This window comes from Terriglobus sp. TAA 43, assembly GCF_000800015.1.
In the GTDB taxonomy this organism is placed as follows: domain Bacteria; phylum Acidobacteriota; class Terriglobia; order Terriglobales; family Acidobacteriaceae; genus Terriglobus.
Map to the genome: position 1 here is coordinate 2,057,622 of NZ_JUGR01000001.1, position 19,606 is coordinate 2,077,227.

The 19,606-nt window shown below is 56.9% G+C and carries 21 protein-coding genes; 10 read left to right on the forward strand and 11 right to left on the reverse strand.

The genetic code is table 11. From position 1 onward, the window contains the following. The first annotated feature begins 17 nt into the window (after positions 1-17). The 5 genes from M504_RS08735 to creD all read left to right on the forward strand — a co-directional run bounded on the left by M504_RS08735 (position 18) and on the right by creD (position 5,199). Positions 18-653: a DUF305 domain-containing protein gene (locus tag M504_RS08735; RefSeq protein WP_232296213.1), complete on the forward strand. Its 636-nt coding sequence runs from the start codon at positions 18-20 to the stop codon at positions 651-653. Further along, on the forward strand, positions 650-2,653 hold the full coding sequence (locus M504_RS08740) for an LVIVD repeat-containing protein (protein ID WP_198137556.1): 2,004 nt from the start codon (positions 650-652) through the stop codon (positions 2,651-2,653). Before M504_RS08735 ends, M504_RS08740 begins: the two co-directional genes overlap by 4 nt. Before the next feature lie 102 nt (positions 2,654-2,755). Continuing rightward, entirely contained in the window at positions 2,756-3,373 is a 618-nt protein-coding gene (locus M504_RS08745) for a hypothetical protein (protein WP_047490260.1), read from the forward strand. Continuing rightward, positions 3,366-3,740, forward strand: coding sequence for a transcriptional regulator (locus M504_RS08750; RefSeq protein ID WP_047490263.1), 375 nt, complete (start codon positions 3,366-3,368; stop codon positions 3,738-3,740). Before M504_RS08745 ends, M504_RS08750 begins: the two co-directional genes overlap by 8 nt. 52 nt (positions 3,741-3,792) lie before the next feature. Next, positions 3,793-5,199, forward strand: a complete 1,407-nt coding sequence (gene creD / locus M504_RS08755) for a cell envelope integrity protein CreD (protein ID WP_084214227.1) — start codon at positions 3,793-3,795, stop codon at positions 5,197-5,199. Between the two features lie 65 nt (positions 5,200-5,264). On the opposite strand, the gene M504_RS08760 is transcribed toward creD, so the two are convergent. The 3 genes from M504_RS08760 to M504_RS08770 are packed head-to-tail and all read right to left on the reverse strand — an operon-like array spanning position 5,265 to position 7,204. Next, positions 5,265-5,987: a hypothetical protein gene (locus M504_RS08760; protein WP_052200543.1), complete on the reverse strand. Its 723-nt coding sequence runs from the start codon at positions 5,985-5,987 to the stop codon at positions 5,265-5,267. Further along, positions 5,988-6,647, reverse strand: a complete 660-nt coding sequence (locus M504_RS08765; protein WP_047490266.1) for a hypothetical protein — start codon at positions 6,645-6,647, stop codon at positions 5,988-5,990. Beyond that, a complete protein-coding gene (locus M504_RS08770) occupies positions 6,644-7,204 on the reverse strand; it encodes an RNA polymerase sigma factor (protein ID WP_232296214.1) in 561 nt (186 codons plus the stop codon). Before M504_RS08770 ends, M504_RS08765 begins: the two co-directional genes overlap by 4 nt. Positions 7,205-7,336: 132 nt before the next feature. Here M504_RS08770 and M504_RS08775 point away from each other — a divergent pair, with 132 nt between their 5' ends. Continuing rightward, positions 7,337-8,734, forward strand: a complete 1,398-nt coding sequence (locus M504_RS08775; RefSeq protein ID WP_156993636.1) for a hypothetical protein — start codon at positions 7,337-7,339, stop codon at positions 8,732-8,734. A 99-nt stretch (positions 8,735-8,833) separates the two neighbouring features. Here M504_RS08775 and M504_RS08780 read toward each other — a convergent pair whose 3' ends face one another. From M504_RS08780 to M504_RS21765, 8 genes are all read right to left on the reverse strand, one after another. Beyond that, complete coding sequence (locus tag M504_RS08780; protein ID WP_232296215.1) at positions 8,834-9,352, reverse strand: hypothetical protein; 519 nt, start codon at positions 9,350-9,352, stop codon at positions 8,834-8,836. A 192-nt stretch (positions 9,353-9,544) separates the two neighbouring features. After that, positions 9,545-9,769: a hypothetical protein gene (locus M504_RS22050; protein WP_156785143.1), complete on the reverse strand. Its 225-nt coding sequence runs from the start codon at positions 9,767-9,769 to the stop codon at positions 9,545-9,547. A 51-nt stretch (positions 9,770-9,820) separates the two neighbouring features. Further along, entirely contained in the window at positions 9,821-10,444 is a 624-nt protein-coding gene (gene rpsD / locus M504_RS08785; protein WP_047490275.1) for a 30S ribosomal protein S4, read from the reverse strand. 155 nt (positions 10,445-10,599) lie between these two features. Next, the gene (locus M504_RS08790) at positions 10,600-11,460 is read right to left on the reverse strand and encodes a hypothetical protein (RefSeq protein ID WP_047490276.1); all 861 of its coding nucleotides are present in this window, start codon (positions 11,458-11,460) and stop codon (positions 10,600-10,602) included. A 6-nt stretch (positions 11,461-11,466) separates the two neighbouring features. Then, a complete protein-coding gene (locus tag M504_RS08795; RefSeq protein WP_047490279.1) occupies positions 11,467-12,687 on the reverse strand; it encodes a S9 family peptidase in 1,221 nt (406 codons plus the stop codon). Positions 12,688-12,935: 248 nt separating this feature from the next. Then, on the reverse strand, positions 12,936-13,976 hold the full coding sequence (gene plsX / locus M504_RS08800; protein ID WP_047490281.1) for a phosphate acyltransferase PlsX: 1,041 nt from the start codon (positions 13,974-13,976) through the stop codon (positions 12,936-12,938). A 27-nt stretch (positions 13,977-14,003) separates the two neighbouring features. Beyond that, positions 14,004-14,189 (reverse strand): 50S ribosomal protein L32, encoded by a 186-nt coding sequence (gene rpmF / locus M504_RS21760; protein WP_084214228.1) that lies wholly within the window; start codon positions 14,187-14,189, stop codon positions 14,004-14,006. Between the two features lie 120 nt (positions 14,190-14,309). Then, on the reverse strand, positions 14,310-14,870 hold the full coding sequence (locus tag M504_RS21765; RefSeq protein ID WP_232296216.1) for a DUF177 domain-containing protein: 561 nt from the start codon (positions 14,868-14,870) through the stop codon (positions 14,310-14,312). Positions 14,871-15,825: 955 nt separating this feature from the next. Between M504_RS21765 and M504_RS08815 the strand changes: the two genes are divergently transcribed. From M504_RS08815 to dnaG, 4 genes are all read left to right on the forward strand, one after another. Next, on the forward strand, positions 15,826-16,866 hold the full coding sequence (locus tag M504_RS08815; RefSeq protein ID WP_047490287.1) for a hypothetical protein: 1,041 nt from the start codon (positions 15,826-15,828) through the stop codon (positions 16,864-16,866). Between the two features lie 71 nt (positions 16,867-16,937). After that, positions 16,938-17,456, forward strand: a complete 519-nt coding sequence (locus tag M504_RS08820; protein WP_047494143.1) for a molybdenum cofactor synthesis domain-containing protein — start codon at positions 16,938-16,940, stop codon at positions 17,454-17,456. Between the two features lie 3 nt (positions 17,457-17,459). Next, positions 17,460-17,807, forward strand: coding sequence for a cupin domain-containing protein (locus M504_RS08825; RefSeq protein WP_047490290.1), 348 nt, complete (start codon positions 17,460-17,462; stop codon positions 17,805-17,807). Positions 17,808-17,820: 13 nt separating this feature from the next. Continuing rightward, positions 17,821-19,599 (forward strand): DNA primase, encoded by a 1,779-nt coding sequence (dnaG, locus tag M504_RS08830; RefSeq protein WP_047490294.1) that lies wholly within the window; start codon positions 17,821-17,823, stop codon positions 19,597-19,599. Positions 19,600-19,606: the final 7 nt, after the last annotated feature.

Genomic DNA, 19,606 nt, shown 5'->3' on the forward strand with positions numbered 1-19,606 from the left:
TTGTCCTTATCGCAATCGTGAAGAACTCCCCCATTTTCGTTTTGTTACTCAGCACGACGTTGTGCGCAGCGCAGCAGAAGCCCAGCGTGGTGCAGCCAGGTGCTCCTGGGCAACCGTCGAAACAGTTGCCTGCGGACACTCATGGCACGCTGCCTGCGCCGTCGAAAGACGATATCGACTTCATGCAGGGCATGATCATGCACCACGGACAAGCGGTAGAGATGACAGAGATGATTCCGTCGCACACCACGAATCCGAAGATTCAACTGCTTGGTGCCAAGATTCGTTCCTCGCAGACGGATGAAATGAATTTTATGAAGCGTTGGCTGATTGCGCGTGGACAACCAACGAGTATGGCAATGCCCGGTATGCCGGAGATGGACATGCATGGTCAGCCCATGAAGCCTATGCCCGGTATGCTGACACCACAACAGATTGATGCACTGAAACAAGCGCACGGAGCTGAGTTTGATCACCTGTTTCTAACCGGGATGATTCAGCACCACAACGGCGCACTGGTGATGGTGAAAGACCTGTTTGCCTCTCCCGGAGCAGGACAGGATGCCGATTTATTTAACTTCGCCACCGATGCAGACAACACGCAGCGGGCGGAGATTCGCATTATGCAGGACATGTTGAAGGAGACCCGATGAACGCACGAATCTCACGCTGGGCATGTGCGGCGCTTGCCGTTGCCATACTTAGCCTTTCCCCCTTGCACTCGTTCGCGCAGGATGCAAAGTCTTCCGATGCGAAGTCTACTTCGAAAGCTCAGCCGAAAGACGAACTGGACGAATTTGCAGCACAGCCTGCCCCGCCGCTTCCAGCGGGCATGACCGGCGCAAACGTGAATGACCCACGCTTCAAGCTGAAGCCCGGCCTGTACGACGCGGGCGAGATCGCTATGGGCATGAAACGACTGACATCGCTGAAGAAGCCCGATGCATTCCAGCTTGGTACTCGCGATCCAAACTCGGCAAAGACCACCGAAACGTTGAAGCAGGTCATCGCTGGCGATCCATCCAAGATTCCCGCGCCACTGAAGCTCGTGCTGGCTGATCTTGGATTTGCGAACAGCGATTTCGCCTTTCAGGGCAAGTATCTGTTTCAGGGCAATTTTTATGGCGTGAGCATTTATGACATCAGCAATCCGGCAAAGACTTCGCTGGTAACAACGATGGTTTGCCCCGGTGGACAGGGCGACGTTTCTGTCTATGGCCATCTGATGTTTATGAGTGTCGAGATGCCAAACGGCCGCGTGGATTGCGGCACGCAGGGCTTCCCGCTGAACCCGCCGCTTCCGGAAGGCACCAAGCCCACGCGTGAGAACTCGATGCCTGCTGCATCGAAAGATCGCTTCCGCGGCGTGCGCGTGTTCGACATCTCTGACATCAAGAATCCGAAGCAGGTAGCTGCTGTTCAGACTTGCCGTGGATCACACACGCACACGCTGCTGGTTGACCCCAACGACAAGGACAACGTGTACGTCTATGTCTCTGGCACGTCCTTCGTCCGTCAGGGCGAAGAGCTTGCAGGATGCAGCGGCGGCACACCAGACAAGGATGAGAACACCGCGCTGTTCCGCATCGATGTGATCAAGGTGCCAGTTTCGCATCCACAGGATGCCGCGATTGTGAGCCATCCGCGTGTATTCATGGATGCACGCACGGGTGCGTTCAACGGCCTGAACAACGGCGGTAGTCACGAAGATAAGGATCCGACGAAGAAGGCTGACACGAACCAGTGCCACGACATCACTGTCTATCCGCAGATTGGTCTGGCTGCCGGTGCATGCTCTGGCAATGGCTTATTGCTGGACATTAAGGATCCGGTGAACCCGAAGCGCGTAGATGCAGTGAACGATCCTAACTATGCGTACTGGCACTCAGCTTCCTTCTCCAACGACGGCTCAAAGGTTGTCTTCACCGACGAATGGGGCGGCGGTCTGGGCGCGCGTTGCCGTCCGAACGATCCGCTGAAGTGGGGCGCGGATGCCATCTTTGCCATCAAGGATGACAAGCTTAATTTTGAAAATTATTACAAACTGCCCGCCGCACAGGGCGATACGGAAAACTGCGTAGCGCATAACGGTTCGCTCATCCCAGTTCCGGGACGCGATATCGAAGTGCAGGCGTGGTATCAGGGCGGCATCAGCATCATGGACTTTACCGACCCGATGAAGCCGTTTGAGATTGGCTACTTCGATCGCGGCCCCATTGATCCGAAGATGCTGATCCTTGGCGGCGACTGGTCCGCGTATTGGTACAACGGCAACATCTACGGCAGCGAGATTTCACGCGGCCTGGACGTATTCGAACTTCTGCCGTCGAAGTTCCTGACCCAGAACGAAATCGATGCAGCAAAGAGCGTGCAGGTGAATGAACTGAACGTGCAGGATCAGCAACGCATTGAATGGCCTGCAAAGTTGATTGTTGCGAAGGCATATCTCGATCAGTTGGAGCGTTCACAAGCACTTCCTTCTGCAAAGATTGCATCGCTGCGCAAGGCGATCAGCTCCGCGGAGAAGTCAAAGCTGGCCGCAAAAGATGTGGCCAAGCTGAAGGCTGAAGCTGCGGATGTCTCCGGCGGCACAGGCGCAGATGCCAAGCGCATTGAAGCACTTACCGCAATCCTGAATAATCCGACTGTCTAAATCATTGCACTCCAACAAACGGCCTCTGCTTCGGTAGAGGCCGTTTCTTTTTGCTTGCAACATTTCGCCGAGTTACTTTACATTGCAAAGTAGAGGGCGGCCATGACGGATCTGCGGCGGGCGCTGGGTGACATTCACGCGATACGAAAGCAAGTAGCGGATCGCACCGAGTTTCGGGGCTATGGGCCTGTTGCCGTGGTTTGTACGGCCTTGTTTGCTGTGATCGCGGCAACGGTACAGCCGTATCTGGTGCCCGATCCATCGCATATGCCGGTGCGTTATCTCGCAGTATGGTTTGCCACAGCAATCTTGTCGTTGGTGTTATCTGGGGTAACGGTCTATACACGCAGCCGAAGGATGCACTCAGGCTTATCCGACGAAATGATTCGTATGGCGGCGCAACAGTTTGTGCCGTCATTGCTCGCGGGCCTGTTAGTAACGCTCGTACTGGTGCTCGCAGTGCCGCACGCGGTTTGGATGTTGCCAGGATTGTGGCAGGTGATCTTCAGCTTGGGAGTGTTTGCCTCCTGCCGCTCGTTGCCAAAGACAATGTTTGCACCTGCATGCCTCTACCTGGGAACAGGCGTTGCAGCGATGGCCATCGGCGACGCACGTGCGCTATCACCGTGGGTGATGGGTGTGCCCTTCGCGCTGGGGCAGATGTTGATCGCTGCGGTACTTCGTTTTGATGGTGCTGCCGAGGAGGATGCCGATGCCTGAACAGGAAGGACGATTTGCATACGAGGGGCTTGACCGACTGATTCATGAACGCGCGCGGTTGAGCGTTTTGACATCGTTACTGACGCACCCCAAAGGGCTTACCTTCGTTGAACTCAAAGCAATGTGTTCTCTGACGGATGGCAATCTGAGTCGCCACCTCAGCATCCTCGAACAGGATGGCATGGTGGTGATTGAAAAAGGACACGAGAAGAATCGTCCGCAGACATTGTGCCGAATTACTCCGCATGGAAAGAAGCGTTATCTGGAATATTTGGAGACGCTAGAGCAAGTGGTTCGTGACGCTGCCAAAGTAGCGGAAGGATCGAAGGTAAGTCCTCGCGGCCGGATGCGTCCCGCAGAAGTTTAATTTTTTGCATCGTAACTTTACATTGCAAAGTTCTTTATAGGAGGAAGTTCGCATGGCATCCACATCCCCTGTCTCACCTATAAGCGCAGTTACAGGGCGTTTATTCACCAGCGTATCGATGGGCATGAAGCTTTTTGTTCTGACTCTGCTCACGATCATCCTTAGCCTGTTTGCCATATGGATCAATGGACTGGTGGAAGAGCGCACGGGCCGCAAAAGCGACATTGTGAAGGAAATCAGTAGCAGTGTGGGTGGTGCGCAGACACTGCTGGGACCAACACTGCTGATACCGTATTCCATTCCCGCGGTAGATAAGGCACCAGAGCTGCATGAGGTGTACTTCCTCTCTGCAACAGATGCCAACGCAACGGTGAAGATCCAGACGCAGGAGCGGCGGCGGTCGTTGTTTCGCGTCCCAGTATTCCAGGCAGACGCAGAGATGCGTGCCACATTCGATACAAATCGATTAAGTGCAAACCTGCCTCAAAATGCGCAAATCGCCTGGAAAGACGCAGAGATTGTGGTGGGCATGAGTGACGCTCGTGGCGCGCAATCAGATGCAGTCGCAGAGCTTGATGGAACAGTACATACACTGCAGCCTTCACGTATCTCGCCTCGCCTGTCACTCTCGTCCGAGAAAAATACACAGTCCGTTGCATTGTTCGGCACAGGTATCAACGATGCGATCGCGCGTGGGACTATCACGTCTGTGACAGTGAAGATGAAGTTATCTGGCGCGCAGCATATCGCACTGTTAGCGTATGGACGATCGACACGCGTAACGCAAGTGGGCGACTGGCCTAGTCCTGGATTTGATGGCGCGTTTGCCCCCGTATCGCGTGAAGTGACACCACAAGGTTTCCGCGCAACGTGGAACATTCCATTCATTGCGCGCGGTGTAGCTTCAGAAGGTGTTACTGAGAATATCAGTGGGCTCGACGCCACCGCGATGGGCGTTTCACTCGTGGAGGTAGCCGATCCCTATCAATCGGTGACGCGTGCGTTGAAGTATGCGCCGCTGTTTCTTGGCGTTATCTTTCTTTCTTATTTTGTATTTGAGGCAACAACTGGAAGACGCGTACATGTGGCGCAGTATGTGCTGGTGGGCGTGGCACAGTTGATCTTCTATCTACTGTTACTTTCTTTCGCGGAACACATCGGATTCGGCTGCGGCTTTGCGCTGGGTGGAGGTGCCACTGTATTGCTGCTGGCGGCAAACGCAGGATGGATCTTCGAATCACGTGTACAGGCACTACGCGCTCTGGGTGTCTTCGGCACGCTGTATTCCATGATCTATCTGCTGTTAAGGCTTGAGGACAATGCGCTGATGGTCGGCGCGATTGGCAGCTTCCTGACCGTAGCCGCAGCGATGTATTTCACGCGAAACATGGACTGGTTTGGCAAAGTGAAGTCACTCGCCGAGACGGAGACCAGAACATTGCGTGTGGGTGAACTCTGAGCGGTGTGGATGTATCCCGCTGCTGCGCGTGTAGCGGGATATCCGAACACTGGAGGCGATGACGGCTACTTCACAACCTCAACGAGCGCATCCACTTGAAGTTGACGCGGGCTACCGATGACGTCGATGTTTCCGAGGTGTTGTGGCTTGTTGAGGCTGAGATTTACGACACCGTTGATCATGCTTTGCCGGATGAGTGGGTCTTCCGCTAGAACACTGGTTTTTTCCTGCGCGATGGCGGAACGCTCCACTTTGCTCTGAAGACGAACTCCATCCGAACCATAGGGGGTGACGGTCGCTTCGAAGCTGAAGCCTACGTCGAGGTATGTGGTCTGCTTGCTGACGCCGCCTGTGTCCTTGTCTAAGGAACCGGTCATCACAGGGACCTTGTCACCTTCTTTTAGCTGCATACGCTGCGACGGTGCGAGCACCATGCTGTATTGCTGTGCACCAATGCGTTTCCCACCATCGGTCTCCGTAAAGATGTAGGTGAGGCGATAGAGCGGGGCCGGTACGTCGAGCATGTGGAGCACTTCGACGATCTGCTCGTTCTGCTCTGGCGTGCCGCTAACGACGATCTGACTCTGGCTGGGAACGAGAAACATCTTTACGCTTGGCGAGCCGACATTACGGATGGCGGTGAGGATCTCATTCTGTTCTGCTTGCGATGTGGCGTAGTGAAGTTGGTAACTGTGAATTGGATAGGTCTGTTGCGCGTTGGATTGCGCATGGGACTGCACGAGAGCCATAGGCATTGTGATGGTCAGTGCGAGGGCGGACAGTTTCATTTAGTTTGCTCCAGAAATTTGTGGATGTTCCATGGACTGCACGTAGATGGGCTGGCCATCGAGAGACGTTGCCGCAAAATAGTCGTGATAAGCCTGCGCGTCATCATGTAGCTGGCGCGCACGCGCATCAGGTGTGTATTCGGAGAGTTGCTGCGCAGTGTTATGGCGCATCATGCGAATGACCAGACGCTCTTGTCGGGTCAACGGCAAGGGCGGTTCGGGGATGTATTCGTGTGTCTGAATGGCGACTTCAATACGCCGAGGCTGCGCGATCTCTTCGAGATTTTGTGCGTTCTTTGTACGTGGCGGCAGTGGTTGCTTCTTGGGTGCAGTCACCGGTGTCATTGCCGTCGTGACAGCGTCTGGCTGTGGCGATAGCTCATTCGATTGAGCGATATTACGAGGGCTGCTTTGCTGCATGGAGGTCGATTGCAGATGTGACCGTACGGCGATACCTAGTACAACCACGACTGCACAGGCTGCTGCCCACGAGAGACGTGGCAGCAGAGAGGCCAGTGGGCCCTTCGCTACGCTCCGTTCTGATTGGGCGCTCGCCAGCGCGTTATAAATGCGGGCTTCGTAGCCTTGCGATGGCTCCGTGGTGCGAAGCGCATGCAGGACATCTTCGATAGCCGGGTCATGTTGGTTTTGGTGCGTCATGCGTTTCTCCTTGTCTGCCATCGGCGTTCTACTCGTTCTCGAAGCCGTGTACGTGCGCGGAAAAGCAGCGCTCGTACGGCGGACTCTGATTTCTGCAGCACTTCCGCAATTTCCGCGGTTCCCATTTCATCGACTGCATTCAGAAGAAGCACATGACACTCTGCCTTGGGCAATCGTTCCATCTCTTCCAACACGGACCGCAGATGGGCCGACTGTACCAGCGCCTTATCCGCAGGCACCGTAGCAGAAGCGAGCGCTTCGGCAAAAGCATCGTCCATCTGCGATGGACGGATACGGCGACGACGATCCAGCGCAAGATTCCATGCAATGCGTACAAGCCACACGCGCATGTCGCGCACTTCCTGCAACGTGTGATGATGCTGCAACACACGCACAAACGTTTCCTGCACTACGTCTTCCGCTTCTGCCCGATTGCGGAGAGCAGCGTGAGCCACGCGGAACAGCAGCGTGCCATAGAGCGGCACCAACGAAGCGACCGAATCCGCCGCATTGGTATGCGTGGTCTGCTCTATGCTGTCCGTTACTGCCAAGGTCAAACGGCACCCTTCCGCGGAGATCATCATGGCTCTCTAACGGTACAGACGGGGAAGCACGCTGTGCGCTCGATATTTTTTCGTCAGGCACAATTTTGCTGCAAGCGGTTCATTCATTCAGGCAGAATGCGGTTCATGAACAACGCAAAGACGCAACAGCACTGGCGCAGCTGGGTACTTCCCATGGTGGTGGGGTTCCTTTCTGCGTGGTTGGTAGTGGCATTTGTGTCCGTACCTGCGGCTCATTCGCTCACGTGGCCACGGCTGTTTTCGCGGTCGGCGTGGCTGATGGCGCTGGCGGCGGGTTGCGCTCTGGCTATGATCTGGGGCATCTGCCGCGTCTTTCGTGAAGAGCTTGGCAGCCCAACAGCATCGTTGCGAGCGTATGCGTGGAGCGCGGCCCTCTGGCTTCCATTGCTTACGCTGGTATGGAACGAACATGCCGTGTGGCTGATGCTGGCACCGTTGCCGATTGCTGCGATTCTGACGCACTTCTTTCGTCGCCAACATCTGGCCGTGACCGCAGCCGAACACGACGAGATGCCGTCCACCCCAGAGTGGGAACTGTTCGATTCGCTGCGTAAACTTCGGCGCACACCACCGGCGCGTGAAGCCGTGTTCCTTGCCGCGTTGATCCTGGGGACGATTGCAGCGGGCGCAGGCGGGCGCAACACGACTGCAATGTCGTTGATGATTGTGCTGACGGCCGCAACGGTGTGGTGCTTCACCACGCTTGCTCCCGCGGATGTACGCGTGACCGGAAAGATTGGCACACACAGTCGCCGCGCTGCTGTACTTCCCTGCTTCCTGTTGACCTGCCTTGCGCTGACGCCGTTTCTACGGATGGGGCTTGGCTCTTCCAAAGTCAGTTCCGTGGTGCTGGCAGGAATGAAGCAAACCATGCAGCCACCGCGTATACAAAGCGTGTTCTTCGGTTATCGCGGCATTGTGTTGCTGGCGCCGCCCCTGCCCAAACAGAAACTAGTGAACATCACGCCGAAGTCCATCGCTGCGATGTCGCAAACCATGCGCCCTACGCAGCCTTTAGTGATCGCGTTTGATGGCGCCTATCGCTACTTTGAAGTGCACCCTCTTCCCGGCGCCACGGGCGTACGCACGCAGAGAGGCGATCCACTGAAAGCCAACGTTCATTCCGCCGACCAATCACCGCTAACCATGGAAGCAGTGCAGCCGCTGGCGAATCGCGTAGACGCAAGCTGCTGTTCTGCAATGCACGTAGCTCTGACGAATGCAGATAACCGTCTGGGACGTGTGGATGTGGAATTGATTCTGCGTAACCGGATGGCGAACGGACAGACCATAGAACGCTCCCTGGGACGCGTGCCTGTGGTATCCAGCCTGCAAAGCCCTATTTCGATTTATCGCCCTGCCGTGCGCGAGGATCTGCGCTTCTCTATGAAGAACGCGAACGACATGGCTTTCAATGAAGTTGTAGTGAAGTTCCACCTTGCTGCGCAACGCAGTCTTTCCGGCGCAAAGATGCAACTCCGCCAGTTCGAACTGGTTCCGTGAGCAGAGTCACGCGTGGAACGGTACTTGGAGGAAAAGCAGCATTCCCAAAAGGTGAATGCTGCTTGGATTACATGGAATCTATCTTGACGAATAACGAGGCTACGGCTGTGCAATCGGAATCGCTACAGCAACCTGTACATCAATGAGCAGTTGCGCTTTCCGCTCTACCTGCTCGTATAGCGCGGCTTTTTTGGCCGGCAGAACTTTACGGAAGGCGGGCTGATACTGGAGCCGCAGTGATGTGACTGCCGAATCCAGTTTCAACAGACGCGTACTCCAGTCGTCGGCCTGCGCATCGGTGATCGTGTCGTAACCCTGTGCGTATTCCTTGATCAACTCGTATTTGTCGTTGTTCACATTCACAAGATCGGCAGTGTATTTGTCGTAGACCGGCCAAAAGGCTTGCGCCTCCGCATCCGTTAGTGGCACGTTTGCCGCGATGAGCTGTTTCTTCTGTGATCGAATATCTTTCCGCAGCAGCTCAATATCCTTGTCCGTTGAACCCTGAGAACTTTGGGTTGCAGACGTCTGTGCCTGGGTGTCCTGTGCAATCGCTGGAATGCGGGCGAGCAACATCACACTGCCGAATGCCAACACTGTAAGGAAGGGTCTCTTCATTGCGCATCTCCTGACTCACTCTCACCCGATTCGCAGTCTGGGGGAACTGTCAGGTTTAGCAGGTGTGCCGGCTGGAGCCGCGCATGCCTGATGGCAGGGATATGGCCTAAGAGAGCTGCGTTGGAGCCGGGGAAATGATAAAAGGCGGGACGGAGCCTCTTACGTGAGCAAGAGGCCCCGGCGGGAATGCGGCTAGTGGAGGACGCGGGCGGAAGCTGGGAGCGGTGGAAAGCCGCCTTCCAATAGGAGCTGCTGCGCAGCGTCCTGGCACATGGTGAGCATGGCATGGAATGCTTCCGGCGCGAGGCGAAGGGTAACTCCGCCTACAGAGAGGTGGAGCGTGCCACAACCGCAGAGAGAGACACCGCCGAGGCCTTCTCGTTCGGCAAGGAGATGATTGCGTACCGGAATGCACATATGGTGGTGTTCTCCTGTTTGCTGCAGTTGTGAAAGGTTGAGGGGAAGGTTTTAGACGCCGCGTTGCGCGTAGTACTCGGCCACTTGCTTCGTGTTCAGCTCAAACGGAACATGGTGCGATCCCGGCATGCTGAGGATTCGGCCGTGCGTGTTGGTATCCGGTGTGGCGAACTGAAGATAGCTGGGCAGATCCAGACGCGGATTGGTGCGCGCCGGTTCCGTCATGTTTCCGGCAGCGTACTCGGTCAAGCGAACGAAATCGCCCACGCGAACCACGATGCTGCCAATGTTGACCGGGCGGCCGTTCAGCAGAACGTGACCGTGGGAAACCAGTTGGCGGGCGGCGGCAATGCTGCGCGCAAAGCCGAGGCGGAACACCACGTTGTCCAATCGGCGTTCCAACAGGCTGAGCAACTGCTCAATCCAGTTGCCGCTGTTGCTGCCTCGGCGCGCCTCGCGAACGAAGCGCCGAAGCTGCTCCTCGCGCAGGCCGTAGTGGAACATCACCTTCTGCTTCTCACGAAGCTGAAGGGCAAATTCCGACGGCTTGCCCTTGCGGCTGGCCCCATGTTGGCCGGGTGGATAGTTCCGTTTTTCCAGAGCGCCAGGCTTGCCGAGACCGGGTAGCTCGATACCTAAGGCGCGTTGAATCTTAAACTTGGTTTTATGGCTCATGCTGTTTGCACTCCTTCCGAAGAGTCTGGAAAGAGCAACGTCCCTCAACGCTGCTTCGAAAAGAAGACTAGATTAGTCCTAGTTAAAGCCGAGACGAGAAATCAGCGAATGGCATGATTTAGGACCTGAATGGTCTGATATGCGGTTTAAGTGAATTACCGCTGCTTCCACTGAAAGCCAACCAATGAGATTCCGGCGGTGACCACGACGTCGTAGGGGCGGTAAGCGCCGATACCCGCGCCTACCATCACTGAACCGTTGAGCGATCCGCCTCGCGTTTTGCGGAGGCCGCGACCCACGCTGGCGGTGACGGAAGAAGGCGTGTGATTGTGATTCGCCTGGTCGATGCCCAGATTCAGATCTGCCGTCATCCACCAACGCAGGCTGTGGGGGCTGGCGCTCATGTACAGGTCAAGGTCGGACCGATTCACATCAGGACGCGAAGCAGGCCCAGTTAATGAGACCTTCTGTTGAAAGAACTGCGCCAGCAGGAAGTGCGGTCCCCAGAAATGCGAGACAGCCACGCTGGGCGTTACAACCCATTTGCCTTTGCCTACGCTGCTGTCCTGCGATGTGGGAGCGCCGACGGTAGTTGTCAGCAGGACGCCGTTATGCCGTGTGAGCCATGGAATCCATTGGCCGCTGACGGAGATATCGCCGAGCACGACGGACGGCTTGTCGATTGTGGACGCAGTGGACGCGACAAAGGGATGCGAAGGTGGCTCTGATGTCGACGCGGAATCGCTTGTCGTTGCGAGAGGAATCGAAACGCCCAGACTGTTCGCGGCATGTCGAAAAGGCTCTGTATAGCTGAGCGTCGTTGTGTTGGTATCGCTTGCTGCATGGACACCATCCCATTCGTTGCTGATGGAAAGCGAACGAAACAGGAACGTGGGATTGGTGGCAGCCGCGGGGGCCGTTGCAACGGACACCACGGCTTTGTTTTGTGCGTGCATGCCGGAAGACATTGCGACAGCAAGCAAAGTGGAAGTGAGGACGCGTGGATGCAAGTTCATTGCGACTTACTTTGCCAGCGAATCGAACCACACCTTCCACTGCGGCACCGCAGTGGCATAGGTTCCGCGATGCGATGTATCGCCCGTGGAGATCGCCTCCACCTTGGTATTACCTGCACCAATCGCGCGCTGATAAGTCATTGCCATTTTGCCAATGCCGGGCGTAATGGCCTCGTCGGTCTCGCCATAGTAGTTGTGTACCGGGCTCTTGATGATCCAGCGATAGGTCTGTGCCTGAGCCACGATGCGACCGTAGGCTGAGTTAGCGAAGAATTGCGGGTCGAAGTATTCGTCGCGGATGAGTTTGTGGACGTCCGTGGGAACCTTGGTCGCGTCGAAGGGCGTGCGCTCATAGGCGCTACGGCTCAGCTCGTAATACTCATCTTTCAGCAGGGAGTGCGCCAGGCCGGGAACGCCGTAGTAATTCTCATAAGAAAAAGACGAGAGGATGAAGAGCGTCGTAACCCAATCAGCATCGTTCTTACGCGGGAAATCGAGGAAGCCGCTCAGCGTTGCGTAGACGTCCACCGGTGCACTGGCAGTTGCCGCGGCAGAAACAGTGACACCCGCGCTCTCTAACTTTTCAAGAAATGCCATGGTCACGAAACCGCCCTGCGACCAGCCACCGATAAAGAGTTTGGGCGAAGCGATCTTCATCTGCGTAAGAACCGCGCGCGCCGCGATCAACATGTCGTAGGTAGCCTGTTGATGACTTCCCTTCACCATGTAGCCTTCAGGATCCTTCGATGTACCCATGCCGAAGTAATCGGCGCCGATGACGATGTATCCCTGGCCGCCGAACTGGGCCAAAGCAAGCTGCGTCTCCGGCGACTGCTCTGGGAACGACGGCACCTGCTGCTTCCCGTACACGGTGCCGTGCTGGTAGGACATCATCGGATAGCTGGAAGCGCCTGTATCGGGGATAGCGAGCAAGCCGCTGGCGACAGTAGGCTTATTGCCTCGCTCCGGGATCACGGACGAGTAAGTTATGCGATACAGCTTCACCGCATTCACTGCCGGCGTATAGGCCACGTTCACGCCGAAGAACTTTGGCGCGTCCACCTTCAGCACCTGGTTCAACTTCGCCGCATCCCACCGCCCGAGAAACTGGTAGCTTACTCCCGAAGACACCTGCACCGTTGCGGATTCCTGCGCGCGGACCTGGGGTGTATGCAGCAACATTCCGCTCAAAAAGACGAGTGACAGCATGAGGCGAATCCGAGACATAGAAGCTCCAAAAAACAAGAGGGTGCAGCACAAACACGCAGCGAGCGTGAAGAGGATGTGCGGGATGGCCTCAGTATATCGGCGAAACATCGCCCCAATAACAGGGCTTACGACGTTCGGTTGCCCCGTGCTCGAGAGCGACCATTAAGGTCTATGACGACTTGGACCGGGTGAACGCAAGGCTCAATGAGGGGTGCGCCGAGCGTGAACGTGCGGAAGGAATGTGGGATGGATCGACTAAGGCGTGCTTAGGCCTGGACAGCCGCTGTGCCGTTGGCGGCTTCCAGCGCTGCTTCGATGTGGCGGCTGACATCCGCCTGCGCGAACTGGCTGGCGACGCGGATGGCGTTCAGGATGGCAGTCTCGTTCGACGATCCGTGCCCGATGATGCATGCGCCACGTACGCCCAGCAGCGGCGCACCGCCGTACTCGGAGTAATCGAGACGACGTTTGAAGTTCTTGAATGCCTTACGCGAGAGCAGCGCGCCCACCTGAGAGGTGATCGTCGCTTTTAGGGTCTGCTTCAGGCTTTCGGATACCAGCTTGGCGATGCCTTCCGTGGTCTTCAAGGCGACATTGCCCACGAAACCGTCGCAGGCCACCACATCGCAACGGCCGTTGAACAGATCGCGGCCTTCCACATTGCCCAAGAAGTGATAGAGCACGTTCCGCTCCTGCAGGTCACGAAGCAGCGGAAGCGTTTCGCGGGTCAGCGCGTTGCCCTTTGAGTCTTCTTCGCCAATGGAAAGCAGTCCAATGCGTGGCTTAGGAATGCCAAGCACGTTCTGCGCATAGATCTGCCCCATCAGGGCGAATTGAACGATGTTGTGGGGATCACTGTCGACGTTGGCGCCGGAGTCGAGCATGACGCACGGCGAACCTGTCTGCGTAGGCAGAATGGTCGCCAAGGCGGGGCGGTCAACGCCCTGCAGGGTACCCAGCACCATCTTGGCCGTAGCCATGGCGGCGCCGGTGTTACCGGCAGTCACAAAGCCGCGAGCCTTGCCCTCACGGACCAGCTTGAGGCCTACACGCATGCTGCTGTCCCGCTTTTGGCGGACAGCCTGCGCGGCCTTGTCGTCCATGCTGATCCACTCGGAGGCGTGCACCACCTCAATGGGCAGATGCTCGCCCATCAGATGGTGCTTCAGCGCGGGCGCAATCCGGTCTTCCGGCCCCACCAGGTGAATACGCACTGGGTAGTGTCGGCACGCGGCAATAGCGCCGCGGATTTCCGGCTCAGGCCCCTTCTCGGAGCCCATTGCGTCAAGGACGATGTCAGTCAGCATTCAGAAGGAATACGAATGCGGGGCTGTTTAAGCTTCCTTGGTCGCGGCCACAACGGCCCGACCACGGTACTCGCCGCACTTAGGGCAGGCGTGGTGAGGCAGCTTGCGCTCGCCGCAGCTGGGGCAGTTAGCCGAGTTGGGGGCGGTCAAAAAATCGTGCGAGCGGCGCTTGGCCGTACGCTGCTTGGAATGGCGACGCTTTGGATTCGGCATCGGTCTTACCTTTCAATACGAAAATCAACACAATCGCCCCCGTTCACGCTCGTTTTTGTCGCGTGTTCGGAAGCGTTCGTTACGAACTGGTGCAACCTCGCAGTGCCAGCGTTCAGCACGTCACTTGCCGGATAACTTCTCCACACCCAAGCCCTGGAGCGCAGCCCACCGCGGATCACTATGTTGCTCTCCGCAGTTACAGGTTGTCTCATTCAGGTTCGCTCCGCAGTGGGGGCAAAGTCCCTTGCAATCCTCCCGGCAGAGCGAGCGATCGGGCAGGGAAAGGAGCACCTGCTCGCGCACCGCGTCTTCCAGCAGGAGGCCGCTCGTTTCATAATACCCGATTTCTGTCTCGGCTTCACTGATACTCCGCTCACCAGGGTCAGAATCCGCACCGGCAGGCCGGAAAACCAGGTCAAAGGTCTGCTCCACGTGCCGCTGAATCGGCTCCAGGCAGCGGCCGCACAGCAATTCGAAGTCGCCCGCAAGATGTGCACGCAGGCGAATGTCTTCCACAATCTCGCGGGGACCGCGATATTCCTCGAGACGCTCTGCTGTGCCCTTGACGGCCAACGGGCCGATCTGGCGGACGTCGCGCGCATAGTCCACGGAACCGGGCTCCAGGCGCAGGTCCAGTGTCATTGGGTCGGGATTAAGGTCGGCGGGGGTAATGCGGGTCACACATCTATTATCCTCCACAATCTGCTCCTGCACAGAAGGGGACAGATTCCATCTGTCAGAAAGTGATATTCACGGATATTCCAAATTTGGTATACGCAAGAACGATATGCAGACCATTTCTGCGAATTTCCGGTAAAAAACGGAAACTACTGGTTTGGCACACAACCTGCTTTAAGGAAAGGCGGGAAGAATGTGCGGATAGGTGCTGCTGGCAAAGCTGGTAGCCCAATGCACCAGAACCACCCGGCCCGGCGATGCAGACCGCGCCAGATTCGAGACCCAAAGTGGTCCGGACTGAGCAGACGGCGCCCCGGCCCCGGCAGCAAGACCCTTTAGGAGGCCAGTGATGGCCATTAAGTTCGACGAAACGGCCACCCGGAGTGGCCGTTTTCCGTTGGAGTGAGTTTCATTGCACAAAAAATAGTGCATCGAGGGACTTGCATCCTTGCTCCAATACGAGTAGATTGGTGTTGCCTGATGAACCGGCTGAGCATGGCCCACGCATTTCGCCCGGGTAGCCGCTCGCTGAAGATCGCAGGCAGGAACGAAATCATTTAGACACTGAAAGTGAATTCTCTCCGTCCGGCCCGGGTTTCGTGTGCCGAGGACAGAGAGCAGAAGATAAGGCGCAGAGAACCGCTCGGCACCACATCCTTTTATTTCGTTTGTGTGCCAGCCGCTTCCGGCGACCTTCAGATGCAAGCCGAAATACCAAACGCTGTCGCAACGTAAGCGGCATGCATGGCAAACGAACTGCACAAGGATTCCGGGACGAAACGGGCAAGATATTTGCCCCTCTCCCGCAGGATTTCGAGTTAACGCTTGAGACGCACTTCCCTTCTGAACGCATCCCGTGTCTGCCGGCCAACCCGGCACCCGTAACGAAGGCGGCTAAGAACCGCCAGAAGAGTCCTGCGCGCACAAAAACGCAGGGCCAGAGACAGAAAGAAGAAGCATGAACGCAGAGCAACTGAACTTCCCCGAGCCCAATGTTGCCGTTGTGGCTCCGACGTCTTCCTCCCCAGCCAGCGAGGAAGGTGCATCGAATGGCGCTCCCGGCGGAGCAGCAGGAAAGAGCCGCCGTCGTCGTCGCAAGCGCAAGAGTCGTCCTGGTGCCGCAAACGGTGAGGCAGGCGCGACACCGCAGGCAACAGTCGGCGCAGAGGGTGGCGAAGCGGCCGCTCCCGCGCAGAATGCCAACCAGCAGCAGCAACCCCGCCAGAACAATGGTCAGCAGCAGGGCCAAGGCCAGGGTCAGGGCAAGCGCTGGAAAAAGAAGAAACACGGTGGACGGGGCGATGGTCAGCCTCGCCCCGAGCCGGGTAACAGCCTGCAGGGCAGTAACTCCGGCATTGGCAACCGTGGCCGCAACCGCAAGCAGCAGCAGCGCGGACCGCGTTCGTTCGTGGGTCCCATGGATCACAGCTACCGCGAGGTGAACGGCAACTATGCCGACACGCCGGCCAGCACCATTGAGATCCACGGCAACCATCGCTCGCGGCAGAACAACCACCGTAACCACCACTTCAACGAAGACCGGCTTCCGCCCGAACTGATGCACCATCAGCGCGCCGTGGCTATTCCGGAAGATGCACCAACGCACATCTACTTCTTCATTGAAGACCTGTTCTTTACTGCGAAGATCCAGGAGACGGCGCGCCTACAGGGTGTGAAGGTCGCATTCATGAAGCCGGAAAAGGACATTGTTGCCCATCTGGCGGAACTGCCGGAACACGATCATCCGTCGCTGATTGTGTTTGATCTGAACAATGCCAACGCCAAGCCGCTTACCCTGATTCCGAAGCTGAAGGCCAAGTTGAAGAAGGGCACGTCAATCATCGGCTTCCTATCGCATCTGCAGGGCGACCTGAAGGCGAAGGCCGTGGAAGCGGGATGCAACTCTGTGATGCCGCGTGCGGCCTTCTCGCAGAACCTGCCGAATCTGCTGCGCCGCTACGGCGTGGAAGATGAGCATGAGCCAAACTTCAACATGTAAGTAAGGCAACGAAGTACTCGAAGGGCATCCGAAAAAGGATGCCCTTCGTTCTTTCCGAAGAAACGAAATCTATGCCTGAAGTTATCTTCCAACCGATACGCATTGCGGTTCTGACTGTCAGTGATACGCGCAACATCACCGATGATCGCTCCGGCGATGCACTGGTGCAGCGGCTGACCGATGCAGGCCATCTGTCGGCAGCACGCAATGTTGTGCACGATGAAATCGCCAGCATTCAAGCATGTTTACGTGCATGGATAGCGGTTGAGGAGATCGATGCGATCCTCATCATTGGCGGCACAGGAATCACAGGACGCGATATCACCCCAGAAGCAGTGAGACCGCTCCTGGACAAAGAATTACCAGGCTTCGGGGAGTTATTCCGTATGCTTTCCTACCAGAAGATTGGAACAGCAGCGATGTTATCGCGTGCTCTCGGCGGAGTAAGTGGCGGCAAGTTACTCTTTGCGCTTCCAGGCTCAACCAATGCCGTACTTGAGGCATGGGATGAGATACTTGTCCACCAGTTCGACCGCCGCACCCGCCCCGGAAATCTTGTGGCACTGATGCCCCGCTTGAAGGAGAAGTAAGGTATGCCCACGCGCATCGTCGATACCAGCAACGCAGAACATTACACGTGGGGCATCGACTGCGATGGATGGCATTTGGTCAAAGGTGAAGAACTCAGCGTCATTGAGGAACGTATGCCGCCGGGACGCAGCGAGGAACGCCATTCCCACACAAAGTCACGGCAGTTTTTCTTTGTGCTGGAGGGCGAACTAACGCTGGAAGTGGAGCATCATGACTTCGTCGTCACTACCGGCAAGGGCGTCGAAGTCCACCCCGGCCAGGCACATACCGCCATCAACCGCAGCCAGGCTGACGTGCGCATGCTCGTCATCAGCCAGCCGCCCAGCCACGGCGACCGCACGCCAGCGTAACCTGTAAACAGCAGTGGCCGACGACTTCAAAGAACAGGTAAAAGCCGCCACCGACATCGTCAAGGTGATCGGCGAATATGTGCGCCTGCGCAAGAGTGGCGCGCAAAATTTCAGCGGCCTGTGCCCCTTTCACCAGGAAAAGTCACCGTCGTTCAGCGTGAATGCGGCGCATGGATACTTTTACTGCTTCGGCTGTCATGCCAAGGGCGACGTATTCACCTTCGTGCAGAAGCTTGAAAACATCTCGTTTCCTGAAGCCGTTCGCGTCGTCGCACAGAAGATGGGAATCCCGCTGCCGAAACGCGAATGGAACTCACCGGAGGAGGCAGCGCAGGCGGGATTGCGGCGGCAGCTCATCGACATTCATGAAGCCGCAACGCAGTATTTCCAGCAGGCGCTCCAATCGGCAGAAGCGGCGCGTGCGCGTGAATATCTCTCCACCCGAGCGGTCAGTGCGGACACGATCAACATGTTCCGCATCGGATATGCGCCAGACGATTTCAATCACATGCGCGAAGCGCTCTCCAAGCACTTCAATGATGAGGCGATGCGCTCCAGCGGCCTGTTCTCCTCGCGCGAGCAGAGTGATGAAGGCAGACCCGTTGGGTCCTTATATGCGCGCTTCCGCAAGCGAATCACCTTCCCCATCTGCAATGAAGCAGGCAAGACGATTGCGTTCACAGCGCGTGCTCTGGACAGCGATGAAAAGAGCGGGCCGAAGTATCTGAACTCGCCCGAGACGCCGCTGTATACGAAGGGCCAGGTTCTCTTCAACCTCGACAAGGCAAAGGCCGCGATCCGTTCGCAGGATTACGCGCTGCTAGTGGAAGGACAGATGGATTGCATCCGCGTATTCACATCCGGATTGCAGCCAGTGATCGCGACCAGCGGCACGGCATTCACAGAACATCAGGTGCGATTGCTATCGCGATTCACCAAACGCGTCGTCGTAAATTTTGATCCCGACACTGCAGGCGCAAACGCTGCCGAGAAATCGTTAGCCTTGTTAACTGAAGCGGAGTTTGAAGTCCGTATCATGACGCTTGAAGGTGGCCTTGATCCTGATCGGTATGTTCTGGAACGTGGCATTGCAGCCTATGCCGAAGCGTTGCGCAATGCGAAGCCCCATGCGGAGTACCTGATTGACCGAGCACGCACCCTGTTTCCGCAGCGCACCGCCGAGGCAAAGGTAAAAGCAGTCAATTTCCTGCTGCCTCATGTGCGTCGTTTGCCCTCTGCAATTCAGCGCACGCAGTTCGTCGATGATGCCGCGCAGAAGCTGGGCATCGACTCCTCCCTGATGCGGCAGGAGTTGCAACATGCGGCAACGCATCGGCTGGAGAGCGTACGCAGTACGTCAGCCATGCAGTTGAGCGAGACAGAGCGTATCCTGCTGCGAGCGCTGGTGCAGCCTGAAACAGACCGCGCACGCCAACGTGCTGCAAGCGAACTCACCGCGCATCCTGAATGGCTTGATGGCCTTGCTGCAGGAGAGTTGATCGAAGCGCTTGCCGGTGCTCCCTTAACGGATAATCCGCTGGAGTCAGCGCCTGACGATCGTAGCCGAGAGATGTTGGCACGCCTGCTGCACGAAGACGCCATAGGCGATCCTGCGATGCTTGCCAACGAAGTGGGCAATGTACTGCATACGCTTGAACGACGCAGACTGGAGCGTCGTAAGAGCGAACTGCGCGGCCTCATTGCAGAAGCCGAACGACGTGGCGATACCGACATGGTGACGCAGTTGCAAATGGAAGCTGTGGAAGTGAACCGCGCACTGCGCATGCTGTAGCGAATAA